Origin of the sequence: Faecalibacterium taiwanense, assembly GCF_036632915.2 — a bacterium.
Classification (GTDB): Bacteria; Bacillota; Clostridia; order Oscillospirales; family Ruminococcaceae; genus Faecalibacterium; species Faecalibacterium taiwanense.
The window spans coordinates 2,554,739-2,567,225 of the sequence record NZ_CP155552.1 but is presented as its reverse complement, the minus strand read 5'-3'; the positions used below and the strand labels follow the sequence as shown (position 1 = coordinate 2,567,225).

At 60.5% G+C, this 12,487-nt stretch carries 9 protein-coding genes and 1 pseudogene; 7 read left to right on the top strand and 3 right to left on the bottom strand.

Translation table 11 applies throughout. The features are described 5' to 3' along the window. The first annotated feature begins 1 nt into the window (after window position 1). The 4 genes from PXT33_RS12705 (at window position 2) to PXT33_RS12690 (ending at window position 6,533) form a co-directional block, all read left to right on the top strand. Window positions 2–2,068, top strand: a complete 2,067-nt coding sequence (locus PXT33_RS12705; RefSeq protein ID WP_347070361.1) for a YgiQ family radical SAM protein — start codon at window positions 2–4, stop codon at window positions 2,066–2,068. Further along, window positions 2,041–3,189, top strand: a complete 1,149-nt coding sequence (locus tag PXT33_RS12700) for an MBL fold metallo-hydrolase (protein ID WP_207698503.1) — start codon at window positions 2,041–2,043, stop codon at window positions 3,187–3,189. The genes PXT33_RS12705 and PXT33_RS12700 overlap by 28 nt, the downstream gene beginning before the upstream one ends. Window positions 3,190–3,421: 232 nt before the next feature. Beyond that, the gene (locus tag PXT33_RS12695; RefSeq protein ID WP_207698502.1) at window positions 3,422–4,108 is read left to right on the top strand and encodes a methionine synthase; all 687 of its coding nucleotides are present in this window, start codon (window positions 3,422–3,424) and stop codon (window positions 4,106–4,108) included. Beyond that, window positions 4,095–6,533: a homocysteine S-methyltransferase family protein gene (locus tag PXT33_RS12690; protein WP_332376727.1), complete on the top strand. Its 2,439-nt coding sequence runs from the start codon at window positions 4,095–4,097 to the stop codon at window positions 6,531–6,533. The genes PXT33_RS12695 and PXT33_RS12690 overlap by 14 nt, the downstream gene beginning before the upstream one ends. 631 nt (window positions 6,534–7,164) lie before the next feature. Here the strand turns inward: PXT33_RS12690 and PXT33_RS12685 are convergent. Further along, window positions 7,165–7,713 (bottom strand): phosphatase PAP2 family protein, encoded by a 549-nt coding sequence (locus PXT33_RS12685; RefSeq protein WP_332376726.1) that lies wholly within the window; start codon window positions 7,711–7,713, stop codon window positions 7,165–7,167. Between the two features lie 213 nt (window positions 7,714–7,926). After that, window positions 7,927–8,840, bottom strand: a pseudogene (locus PXT33_RS12680) (carbohydrate kinase family protein). A 250-nt stretch (window positions 8,841–9,090) separates the two neighbouring features. Between PXT33_RS12680 and PXT33_RS12675 the strand changes: the two are divergent. Continuing rightward, window positions 9,091–9,930, top strand: a complete 840-nt coding sequence (locus tag PXT33_RS12675; protein ID WP_347070360.1) for an MATE family efflux transporter — start codon at window positions 9,091–9,093, stop codon at window positions 9,928–9,930. Then, window positions 9,861–10,391, top strand: a complete 531-nt coding sequence (locus PXT33_RS12670; RefSeq protein ID WP_347070557.1) for an MATE family efflux transporter — start codon at window positions 9,861–9,863, stop codon at window positions 10,389–10,391. Before PXT33_RS12675 ends, PXT33_RS12670 begins: the two co-directional genes overlap by 70 nt. A 3-nt stretch (window positions 10,392–10,394) precedes the next feature. Here PXT33_RS12670 and PXT33_RS12665 read toward each other — a convergent pair whose 3' ends face one another. Further along, on the bottom strand, window positions 10,395–11,240 hold the full coding sequence (locus PXT33_RS12665) for an AraC family transcriptional regulator (RefSeq protein WP_347070359.1): 846 nt from the start codon (window positions 11,238–11,240) through the stop codon (window positions 10,395–10,397). Between the two features lie 124 nt (window positions 11,241–11,364). On the opposite strand from PXT33_RS12665, the gene PXT33_RS12660 reads away from it, so the two are divergent. After that, window positions 11,365–12,480: a sn-glycerol-3-phosphate ABC transporter ATP-binding protein UgpC gene (locus PXT33_RS12660; RefSeq protein WP_332376722.1), complete on the top strand. Its 1,116-nt coding sequence runs from the start codon at window positions 11,365–11,367 to the stop codon at window positions 12,478–12,480. The last annotated feature ends 7 nt before the right edge of the window (window positions 12,481–12,487 follow it).

Genomic DNA, 12,487 nt, shown 5'->3' with positions numbered 1-12,487 from the left:
TATGGACAACTCTTCCCCTAAGATCTACACCGAATTTCTTCCCATCAGCCGGGCCGATATGGAGGCCCGCAGGTGGGAGCAGCTGGACTTTGTGGTGGTGGGCGGCGACGCCTATGTGGACCACCCCAGCTTTGGCACTGCCATCATCAGCCGTCTGCTGGAAGCCGAGGGCTATAAGATCGGCGTGCTGGCCCAGCCACGCTACACCGACTGCGAGGACTTCAAGCGGTTCGGCAAGCCCAAGTACGGCTTCTTCATCGGCGGCGGCAACGTGGACAGCATGGTCAGCCACTATTCCGTGGCAAAGATCCCCCGCGCCGAGGACGAATACTCCCTCGGCGGCAAGGGCGGCGCACGCCCGGACCGCAGCGCCACCGTGTACACCCGCCTTGCCAAGCAGGCCTATCCCGACCTGCCGGTGATCTTAGGCGGTCTGGAAGCGTCCCTGCGCCGCTTTGCCCACTACGATTACTGGCTGGACACCGTGCTGCCCAGCATTGCTGAGGATTCCGGCGCAGACATCATCAGCTTTGGCATGGGCGAACACCAGACCGTGGAGATCGCCCGCCGCCTTGCCGCCGGGGAACCGGTGGAGAGCATCACGGACGTGGACGGCACCTGTTACATGACCGACTTCGACCATCTGCCCGAGCGCTACGTGGAGTGCGCAGGCTTTAAAAAGGTGGCGTCGGATAAGACGGCGTATGCCAAGGCCTGCCGCATCCAGATGGACAATCAGGACGTGGTCAGCGGCCAGATCATCGTGCAGAAGCAGAGCGAGAAGTATCTGGTGCAGAACATCCCCGCAAAGCCGCTGGTGCGCGGGGAACTGGATAAGGTCTACGCTCTGCCCTACACCCGCCGTTACCACCCCATCTACGAGAGCATGGGCGGCGTGCCCGCCATCCGGGAGGTGCAGTTCTCCATCATCCAGAACCGCGGCTGCTTCGGCGGCTGCAACTTCTGCGCCATCCAGCTGCATCAGGGGCGGCGTGTCACCAGCCGCAGCGCAGACAGCATCGTGGCAGAAGCGGAGCGCATGACCCACGAGCCGGATTTCAAGGGCTACATCCACGATGTGGGCGGCCCCACCGCAAACTTCCGCTTTCCCTCCTGCCGGGAGCAGATGCTGCGGGGCATGTGCACCGGCGGCAAGCACTGTCTTGCCCCCACCACCTGCTCCCACATGATCGTGGACCACAGCGACTACCTGAAGATCCTGCGCCGGGTGCGGGAGCTGCCGGGCGTGAAAAAGGTGTTCATCCGCAGCGGTATCCGGTTCGACTACCTGATGGCCGACCCGGACGATACCTTCTTCAAGGAACTGGTGGAGTACCATGTGTCCGGCCAGCTGAAGGTGGCTCCGGAGCACTGTGCTCCCAACACGCTGGCCTACATGGGCAAGCCGCCCATCGAGACCTTCAACAAGTTCAAGGATAAATTCTATGAGCTGAGCAAAAAGGCCGGCAAAAAGCAGTATCTGGTGCCCTATCTGATGTCCAGTCACCCGGGCAGCACTCTCAAGGATGCGGTCTATCTGGCAGAATATCTTTATAAAAACCACATGCGCCCGGAACAGGTGCAGGATTTTTACCCCACCCCCGGCACTGTGAGCACCTGCATGTTCTACACCGGCCTTGACCCCTACACCCTGAAGCCGGTGTTCGTGGAAAAGACCCCCGAGGGCAAGGCGCTGCAGCGGGCGCTGCTGCAATACTACGAGCCTCGCAACGCCGAGAAGGTAGTCAAGGCGCTGAAGATGACCCACCGGGAGGACCTAATCCCCCTGCTGGTGCCCGCCGCAGGCCGCCGCGCCGTGCAGCGCTCTGCCCGCCGGGCCGAAGCCGCCGATGTGACGATCCACAATGACGGCACCTACACGGTGCGCCCGAACCAGAAGGGCCATAACGGCAAGCCTGCCCACGGCCAGAGCCGTGCCGCTGCACCGACAGGCCGTGCGCCCAGCCCCGGCGCACGCTTTGCGCCCCATTCGGCACCAGCGCGCAAGCCAAAAAACGATCAACAGAAAGAGAACACAACGTGGAAAACTGGAAAGAAGAAAAAGTAAACGCGCCTAAGAAAGGCCTGTGGCAGCGCCTTGCTGCGCTGGCCGCTGCCGCCGCACTGGTGCTGAGCCTTGCGGGCTGCAGCGGGCTGCCGTCCGTCCCGGGCGGAAGCGCCGATGTAGTGCCGAACCCGTCCGCTTCTGCTGCGGCGGCTGTGGATACAGTGGACGCACCCTTGGAGGTGCATTTCATCGATGTGGGCCAGGCGCTGAGTGTGCTGGTGGAATGCGACGGACAGTTCATGCTCTACGACGGCGGCAATGTGGACGACGGCAGTCTCATTGTCTCTTACCTGCAGAGTCAGGGGGTGGAACAGCTGGAATATGTGTTCTGCTCCCACGCGCACGAGGATCATGTAGGCGGCTTGGCTGCCGCACTGGCCTACTTCCCGGCGTACCATGTGTACAGCCCGGTGGCCGATGCCTCCACCAAGTGCTTTCAGGATTTTGTCAAGTACACCCAACAGCAGGGCCTGCAGGTAGAGGTGCCCGCCGTGGGCACGATGTGGCCGCTGGGCGGCGCTACCGTGACCATGCTGGGGCCAGTGGCACAGTACAGCGACACCAACGATACCTCCCTCGTGCTGCGCATCGACTACGGCTCCACCAGCTTCCTGCTGACCGGCGACATGGAAAAGACGGCGGAGACCGACCTTGTGAACAGCGGTGCCAACCTCAGGGCCGATGTTCTTCAGGTGGGCCACCACGGTTCCAGCACCTCCACCAGCTACCTCTTCCTGAATGCGGTGCTGCCGGAAATGGGAGTCATCTCCTGCGGTGTGAACAACAAGTACGGCCACCCCCACGAGGAGACCCTGAGCATCCTGCGGGACGCCGGGGTGGATGTCTACCGCACCGACCTGCAGGGCACCATCACTATTGGTTCCGACGGCCAGAACTACACCGTGGGCACCGAGCACTTTGCGGCAGATTCCGCGCTGAACCCCACCGACCCGGCGGCATCCAGCACGGCCCAGCAGGCGTACATTGGCAATGTGAACAGCAAAAAGTTCCATCTGCCTACCTGCCCGAACCTGCCGGCAGAGAAGAACCAGATCCTCTTCTCCAGCTATCAGGAAGCCGTGGAAGCAGGCTATACGCCCTGTTCCAGCTGCATCAAATAAAGAACGAACTCCCCCAGTCTGCTTCACAGACAGCCCCCTCTGGGATGGGGCCTTTGGCAAAACCGAAAAGCTTACCTTTTCGACAGAGGCTCCCTCCTTGAGGGAGCTGGCACGGCGTGAGCTGTGACTGAGGGAGTTTTCTTTTATCCGCCGCTCTGCGGGATTGATAAAATCCCACAGGTGCGGTATACTTAAGACCACTTTATTTCAAAAAAGCAAGGAGGTGCGGCGGATGATCGGTGCACCGCAGCCGCTGGTGCTGGCAAAACCGGCGGCGATCGATATAGCACAGGCAGCGCGGTATTTCGGGGCCAGAGGGGAACCGGACGACCGCACCATGACCCTGTTGGAAACATGCGCCATGCCGCTGCTGGCGGCGGCAACGCCCCGGGCGGTCTGGCTGGAAGCGGACACGGCTGCCCTTGCCGAAGCAGGCATCCTGCGGGGTGGGGATGTGATGAAGCATCTGGAAAACTGTCCGCAGGCGGTGCTGCTGGCTGTGACGCTGGGCCCCGGCGTGGATGCACAGATCCGCCGTGCCGGTGTGGGAGATATCGCGGCGGGCGTTGCGTCCGACGCACTGGGCAGCGCGCTGGCCGAGCAGGCCGCAGACGCAGCCGAAGCAGAGCTGCGCCAGTGGGCCGCAAAAGAGGGAAAGTATTTGACCGGGCGGTTTTCGCCCGGCTACGGTGACTGGGATATTGCAGTACAGCCGCTGGTGGCAAACGCGCTGGATACGGTGCGCCGGGCGGGCCTGTGTGTGACCGATACCAACCTGATGACCCCGCGCAAGAGCGTGACGGCCATTCTGGGGGTCAGCGGCCACCCGGTAAAGGGAAAACTGGCCGGGTGCGGCCACTGCGTGCTGCGCACCCGGTGTGAGTATAGAAAGAGGGGAAAGACCTGTGCAAGCGAGTGAACTTTTCAAGCAGAGCAATACCGTCCTGCTGGACGGCGGCATGGGCACCATGCTGCAGGCTTCGGGCCTGAAGCTGGGTGCAAAGCCGGAGGAGCTGAACATCACGAACCCGGAGCTGATCGAGAGCATCCATGCCAAGTATGCCGCTGCGGGCAGCCGCATCGTCAACGCCAACACCTTTGGCGCATCGGCCCACAAGCTGGCGGGCAGCGCCTACAGTCTGGAAGAAATCATTGCGGCGGGCATCGCCAACTGCAAGCGCGCCTGTGCGCCCTACGGTGCCCTGACCGCGCTGGATGTCGGCCCGCTGGGAGAACTGCTGGAACCCAGCGGAACGCTGGCCTTTGAGGATGCGGTGAGCGAGTATGCGCGCATCGTCCGGGCAGGCGCTGCCGCCGGGGCCGACCTCATTTTCTTTGAGACCTTTACCGATCTGTACGAGCTGAAAGCCGCTCTGCTGGCCGCAAAGGAAAACAGCGGCCTGCCTATCTTAGCCAGCATGAGCTTTGAAGCCGGCGGGCGCACCTTTACCGGCTGCACGGTGGAAAGCTTCGGCGTGACCGCCCGTGGCCTGGGTGCCAACGCGGTGGGCATCAACTGCTCACTGGGCCCCAAGGAGATCTTCCCCATGGCAAAGCGTCTGGCAGAGGCTGTGCCCGGCGACTTTCCGGTGTTCGTCAAGCCCAATGCGGGCCTGCCCCGGGCCGACGGCAGCGGCTACGATATCACTCCGCAGCTCTTCGCCATGGAAATGAAGCCCTACCGGGACCTGCACCTGTTTGCGGCGGGCGGCTGCTGCGGCACCACGCCGGAGTTCATCAAGCTGCTGAACAGCGTTTTTGCAGGCTGCGTACCCGGCCGTTCGGCCCACAAAATGCCCTCGGTGCTGTGTACGCCGGTGGACTTTGTCAATGTGGACGGCATCACGGTGGTGGGTGAGCGCATCAACCCCACGGGCAAAAAGCGCTTCCAGCAGGCACTGCGGGAAGAGGATATGAACTACGTTCTGGAGCAGGCGGTCAGTCAGGTGGAAGCCGGTGCTCAGGTGCTGGATGTGAACGTGGGCGCACCCGGCGTGGACGAGCCTGCCCTGATGCCCAAGGTGGTCAAGGCCCTGCAGAGCGTCACCAGCCTGCCGCTGCAGCTGGATTCCTCCAATGTGGAGGCGCTGGAAAACGGTCTGCGCGTGTACAACGGCAAGCCCATCGTCAACTCTACCAACGGCGAGCAGGAAAAGCTGGACGCGATCCTGCCCCTGTGCAAAAAGTACGGTGCGGCCATCGTGGGCCTTGCCATCGATGAGCGGGGCATCCTGCCCGCCGCCGAGGACCGGGTGGCCATTGCCCGCCGCATCACGGAGGCGGCCCTTGCCGTCGGCATCCCGCGGGAGGACATCTACATCGACTGTCTGACCCTGACCGCCAGCGCCCAGCAGAAGGACGTTCTGGCCACCGTGCAGGCACTGGAAGCCTGCAAAAAAGAGCTGGGGGTGCGCACCATTCTGGGCGTGTCCAACATCAGCTTTGGCCTGCCCTGCCGCCCGTACCTGAACACCACCTTCCTCACCATGGCGATGTATGCGGGCCTTGACCTCGCCATTATGAACCCTTCCAGCGAGGAGATGATGGCGGCGGTGTATGCTTACAACGTGCTGACCAACCGCGACCAGCAGAGCACCAAGTACATTGAGCGGTATGCCGACCATGTGCCTGCATCCGCAGCCATCCGGCAGGCCGCGCAGGTGGTGCCTGCGGCTTCGGCATCCGCATCCGGTGAGAGTGCAGAGCTTACCGGCCCTTACGCTCCACTGATGAAGGCAGTGGAAAAGGGCCTGAAGGGTGATGCTGCCGCCCAGACCAAGGCACTGCTGGCCGAAAAGCAGCCGCTGGAAGTGGTGGACGAAGCACTGATCCCGGCGCTGGACATCGTGGGCGCCAAGTACGAGAAGGGAACGCTGTTCCTGCCGCAGCTGCTGCAGGCCGCAAGTGCTGCCCAGAGCGCCTTTGAGGAGATCAAGAACGTCATTGCCCAGAAGGGCGAGGGCAGCGCCAGCAAGGGCCGCATCGTGCTGGCCACCGTCAAGGGCGACGTGCACGACATCGGCAAGAACATCGTCAAGGTGATTCTGGAGAACTACGGCTTTGAGGTGATCGACCTGGGCCGTGATGTGCCGGTGGAGACGGTGGTGAACACTGTGCGGGAAAAGAATGTGCATCTGGTGGGCCTTTCCGCCCTGATGACCACCACCCTCAAGAGCATGGAGGAGACCATCGCCGCCCTGCACGAAGCGGGCCTGGACTGCAAGATCATGGTGGGCGGTGCCGTGCTGACCCCGGAATATGCCGAGAAGATCGGCGCGGACTGGTACGCCAAGGATGCCAAGCGCAGCGCGGACATCGCCAAGGAATTTTTCGGGGCGCAGTAAAAGCATGAATGCAGGCCAGTAGGAAGCTTTCTCCGCGAACAGCCCGGGACTCCAGTCCCACCCCAGCGGACGGTCTTCGGAGAAACCCCCCCGGGCGGGGCCTCCTTTGAAAACACCTGAAAATCTATTTGCAAATTGTTCAAAAACTCCACAAAGAAATGCCACGATTGTCTGGTAGTATAAGGGTGCAGTCAGGGAGATGCAAAGACATCTCCCCAAAGCCGACAAGGGCTTTCACCTGCGGGGGCTGGTGCATCTGGCACAGCCCAGCAGGTACTTATTAAAACACTGTCCCCCGCCTATGCCAGGCAATCGCCAACGACGGCGGACAGACTACCAAATCCCTCCTGATCCGCCGCAAAGTTCGGGAGTTCTCATACCGCAGCCAGCACCGCTTTATCCTCCTTTCCACGGTGCTGGCTGCTTTTGTTTTTACCTGAATGCAAGAGAACGATTGGGAATAGCCGCCGCGTGCGCTTTGGCTGTTTTAGCGGAAATTCTATTATAATTCGTTGAGCCTCGGAAAAATCTGCGGATTTTTCCGAGGCTCTTTTTCACGAATAGGATCGAAGCGATATACTTCATCTGAATGTAAAAAGCAAAGCAAGAACGAGTGCGAGACGAAATTGGTTTATACAGTTCGTTTTACTTCACTTCGTTTCGCCCATTTGTTGCTGATCTTATCTGCCAGCATGGAGCCGCAGGCCCCCACTGCAAGGCCCAGTGCTACGCCGCCCAGAATGTCGGTGGGGAAATGCACATACAGGTACATCCGCGTGAAGCCGATGAACCCGGCCAGCACAAGAGCCGGGATGCCGAGCCTGCGGTTCTGCAGCCAGAGCGCAAAGGCAGCGGCAAAGGCGGAGGATGTGTGTCCGGAAGGGAAGGACCAGCCATGGGGCCGGGCCACCAGCGTGAGCATCTCCGGCCGGAGGTCGCAGGGGCGCGGGCGTGCGAACAGCGGCTTTAAGGCGCAGTGGCCCGCCAGCATATAAAGGCCCAGCGCCAGCGCCATGGCCAGCCCGACCCGGCGGGTGCGCCGGAACGCCAGCAGTACCGCCGTGAAGGCGATCCAGATCTCACCGTGGGCACCGGCCTGATCGAAAAACACCGCCAGTGCATCCAGCACCGGACAGCGTAGAGCCTGTAAGGCATCCAGAAGGGTAAATTCAAAGGACATGGATAAAGCCTCCCTGCTTGTTGTTCTTGCCCTTATGGTATCATGGAACCGGGCAGAGAATAAAAACAAGGCTTGTACAAAGGATAAACAAATCTTAAACTGGCAGAAAAGATGTCGAAAACAGGACAAAATTGGAATATGGCAGCGCAATACTACAAATTGTAAATGAAAAAGAAGCCCTGCGGTTCTGTGACGTAGGGCATATTGTATGTTTTACTGCATCTGGTCAAGGGTGGGGTAGCTGTCGATGGCACCATTCGTCTGCACGCTGATGCCGCAGAACTGGTTGGAAAAGGCAAGGTATTCGTTCAGCTTTGTTTTGCTGAGCTTTGCCAGTTTTTCCAGTGTCACGCCATCACGTTCCAGCTGCCACAAAAACGAGCCGATGAAGCCGTCGCCTGCGCCGGTGGTGTCCACAGCCCGGACTTTCCGGCAGGGGGCAAAGCCATGGGCGGTGCGGGTGTAGGCGTGGGCACCGCTGCTGCCGCAGGTGTACAGCACCAGCTGCACATCGCCCACAAGCAGCTGCGGCAGGGCGGATTCAATGTCCGTAGTGCCGGTGAGAAATTCCAGCTCTTCATCCGAAATTTTGAGGATGTTGGAAAGCGGCAGGAACTGCAGCACGGTCCCGCGCAGCATGTCGCGGTCCGGCCAGAGGGGAAGCGCAGGTTCGGGTCAAAGCTGACGATAGCACCAGCTTCGCGTGCGGCGGAGATGGCCGCAAGGTGGGCGTAGCGCATGGGGCTGTCCACCAGCGAGACACTGCAGAAATGCAGGGCAAAGGCATCGGCGAACCATGCCGGGTCGATCTGCTCCGGAGAATAAAGCAGGTCCGCCGAGGGTTTGCGGTAGAAGCTGAGGGTGCGGCTGCCGTCCTCTTCCAGACTGACAAAGGCAAGGGCTGTGCTGGCCTTGTCGGTAAAGGCCAGATGGGAGAGATCGATGCCGCAGGCTTCCAATTCCCGGGCGATCTTGTGGCCGAAGGGGTCGTCGCCCAGCTGGCTCAGAAAAGCACTTTTGCCGCCCAGCCGGGCAAAGGCCGCGCACACGTTGGCCGGTGCGCCGCCAGTGCGCGGGCTGAACGAGGGAACCTCGTCAAAAGAACAGCCCACCCTGGACGGGATCATATCGATGAGTGCTTCGCCAATGGAAAACAGTGTGCTGCCGGACATAGAGAACCTCCCAAATTAAGATGCTGGTAATAAAAGACTTCCCCCGGCGAGGGGGATGATTTTGTGACCGCTCCCAGTGTAAGGGCCAGAGCCCGGACTGTCAATGCTTTTTTGCGCGGTACAGGGCGTTTTTGTGTTGACTTGCATTTTGGGGTGTGCTAAAATATGCCGGTATGCGTAAAAAATGCCATGAAAGGGAACTTGGATGAACCTGACAAAACAGTTCTTTAAATATGTATCACAGAATATCTTCGGCCTGCTGGGCACCTCGTGCTACATTCTGGCCGATACCTATTTCATCTCGCAGGCGGCGGGTACCGACGGCGTGACCCTGCTCAACCTCTGCCTGCCGGTCTACAACTTCATCTTTGCCGTCGGCTCCATGGTCGGCCTTGGCGCGGCCACCCGCTACGCCATCCTCAAGGCGCAGGGAGACGAGCGCTGCCAGCGCTATTTTTCCAATGCCATCTTCTGCGCCTGTGTGCTCAGCGTGCCGTTCCTGCTGGTGGGCATTTTTGCGCCCGGCGGCCTTCTGCGGCTGATGGGCGGTGACGCGGGGATCATGGCGCTGGGCATCCCGTATGCCCGTATCTTCCTTATGTTCACGCCCTTCTTCATGTGCAACTATATCGTGTCGGCCTTTGTGCGCAACGACGGCGACCCCTCCCTTGCCATGGTGGCTACCCTGAGCAGCAGCCTGTTCAATGTGGTGTTCGACTATATTTTCATGTTTCCCATGGGGCTGGGGCTGGCCGGTGCGGCGCTGGCCACCGCCGTGTCTCCCATCATCAGCATTTCCATCTGCAGCCGCCACTTCTTTAAAAGGAGAACAGCGTGCGGTTCGTGCGCCAGCGCCCCTCGGCAAGGCTGCTGGGCCAGAGCTGCCAGCTTGGCATCTCCGGCTTTGTGGGTGAGATGTCCTCCGGCGTTACCACCACCGTATTCAACTTCCTGCTGCTGGGTCTGGCGGGCAATGTGGCCGTGGCGGCCTATGGCGTGGTGGCGAACTTTGCGCTGGTGGCAACGGCCATCTTCAACGGCGTAGCACAGGGTGCACAGCCGCTGGTGAGCGAGTGCTACGGCAAAAGCGACAAGGCCGGTGCCAGAAAGCTGCTCATCCTGGGCAGCTGCACCGCACTGGTGCTGGCAGCGGTGCTGTACGGCATCATCTTTGGTGCTACCGATGCACTGGTGGGCGTGTTCAACAGCGAAAGCTCCGCCCAGATGGCGCAGTTTGCCCACATGGGCATGCGGCTGTACTTTGTGGGCTACTTCTTTGCCGGGTTCAACATCGTGGCGGCGGGCTACCTGAGCGCGACCAACCGCCCGGTGGAAGCCTCCGTCACCTCCATCTGCCGCGGCATGGTGGCCATCGTGGCCTGCTCGCTGGTGCTGAGCCGCCTGTTTGGCATGAATGGTGTGTGGGCAGCGTTCCCGGCATCGGAACTGCTCACCGCAGTGCTGACCCTGTTTTTGCTGCTGCGCGGTAAAAAGCAGACCGCATAGCCCTTAAATATAAAGCTCCTGTTCGCGCAGAGATTCCTCGGGCGAAAGCCCACTCTGCGCGGCGTGACCGGCCATTGCCCGCCACTGTGCGGGGGATTGGCCGGTTTCTTTTTTGAACACCCGGCACAGGTAGTTGGCACCGGAAAAGCCGCACAGGCTGGCTACCACGTCCAGTGTGTACTCCCGGTGGAGCAGCAGCCGCTGGGCTGCTTCAACGCGCACCGTGGTGAGGTATTTGCCCGGCGACACGCCAATGGCTGCGGTAAAGGTGCGCACTAGATGGCTCTTGGACACGCCCAGCCGCTCGCTCAGCTCCTCCACGCCGTAAAGGCCCGCGTAGTTTGCGCGGATGTCCTCAATGGCGGCCTGCACCAGCGGCGGCAGGGCGGACGCGGCACTGTCGGCATCGGCCAGCTCACACAACAGTGCGTAGGCCAACTGGCTGCGGGCACGGCTGTGGGCGGCCTTTTCCTCAGCAAGGCGGTCCATCAGTTCGGCAGCGGCCGGGCAGGAACCGCCCTTGGCAAGGAAGGGCAGTTCGTGCAGCCCGGCCAGAAACTGGGAAGCCGCCTGCCCGGTAAGCTGGACGCAGAGCAGATGGCAGATGCTTTCCGGCACAAGGGCCAGCGGGGCACGGCTCAGGATCAGGTGCCCGGCAGGCACGGACTGCGGCGGCAAAATGAGCGCTGCACCCAGCGGCAGCGGCCCGGCAGCAGGTACGGATGCAGAGCACTGGCCGCTGGACACAAGGCACACCCACAGTCCTTCGCCGGAGAGGGTGAGGGGGGCAGACAGCTGCAGATCCTGCACGGAAGCGGGAAAAGCGATGGTGTTCCAGTCAAAAAGCAATATCTGACACCTCTAATCAATAAAATGCTATTTTATATCACAAAATTATCTGTTATTATAGTACCAACGAATGAACACGCCGTCAAGAGCGTGGGAACCTTAAAAATTATGGAGGCAAACGACTATGGCTTCGATCAGCTGCCAGCACATCTATAAGATCTATCCGGGTGCTACCGCTCCCTCTGTTACCGACTTTAACCTGGAGATCCAGGATAAGGAATTCATCATCTTCGTCGGCCCCTCTGGCTGCGGCAAGTCCACCACCCTGCGCATGATCGCCGGTCTGGAGGAGATCTCCAAGGGCGAAATGTACATCGGCGGCCGTCTGATCAACGACGTTCCCCCGAAGGATCGTGATATCGCAATGGTGTTCCAGAGCTACGCTCTGTACCCCCACATGACCGTTTACAAGAACATCGCTTTCGGTCTGGAACTGCGCAAGACCCCGAAGGACGAGATCGATAAGCGCGTGCACGAGGCTGCTAAGATCCTGGAGATCGAGCATCTGCTGGACCGCAAGCCCAAGGCTCTGTCCGGTGGTCAGCGTCAGCGTGTTGCTCTGGGCCGTGCAATGGTTCGTAACCCGGCAGTCTTCCTGCTGGACGAGCCTCTGTCCAACCTGGATGCTAAGCTGCGTACCTCCATGCGTACCGAGATCATCAAGCTGCACAAGAAGCTGGCTACCACCTTCATCTACGTTACTCACGACCAGACCGAGGCTATGACCATGGGCGACCGTATCGTTGTTATGAAGGACGGCATCATCCAGCAGGTCGATACCCCGCAGAACCTGTACGATATGCCTTGCAACATGTTCGTTGCTGGCTTCATCGGCAGCCCCCAGATGAACTTTCTGGACGGCACCCTGATCAAGAAGGGTGAGCTGTACGGTGTTGATCTGGGCGGCGACGTGATCCCCCTGCCCAAGGAGAAGACCGCAGACGGCAAGCTGGATGCTTACGTCGGCAAGAAGATCAAGATGGGCATCCGTCCCGAGGATATCGACGACGAGCCCGAGTTTATGGCAAAGCACACTGACTGCCAGCTGGATGCTCAGGTGGACGTCTCCGAAATGATGGGCGCTGAGATCTACCTGTATCTGGAGTACAAGGGCAACAAGATGACCGCTCGTGTGGCTCCCACCTCCAAGGCTCGCAACGGAGACACCGTCCGCGTTGCATTCGATCCCCACAAGGTCCACCTGTTCGACGTCGAGACCGAGCTGACCATCCTGAACTAAACTTTTA

What these genes read in the sequence shown, in the direction of transcription:
- PXT33_RS12705 (WP_347070361.1), top strand. Translation starts at nt 2, where the DNA reads ATGGACAACTCTTCCCCTAAGATCTACACCGAATTTCTTCCCATCAGC.
- PXT33_RS12695 (WP_207698502.1), top strand. Translation starts at nt 3,422, where the DNA reads ATGATCGGTGCACCGCAGCCGCTGGTGCTGGCAAAACCGGCGGCGATC.
- PXT33_RS12685 (WP_332376726.1), bottom strand. Translation starts at nt 7,713, where the DNA reads ATGTCCTTTGAATTTACCCTTCTGGATGCCTTACAGGCTCTACGCTGT.
- PXT33_RS12675 (WP_347070360.1), top strand. Translation starts at nt 9,091, where the DNA reads ATGAACCTGACAAAACAGTTCTTTAAATATGTATCACAGAATATCTTC.
- PXT33_RS12660 (WP_332376722.1), top strand. Translation starts at nt 11,365, where the DNA reads ATGGCTTCGATCAGCTGCCAGCACATCTATAAGATCTATCCGGGTGCT.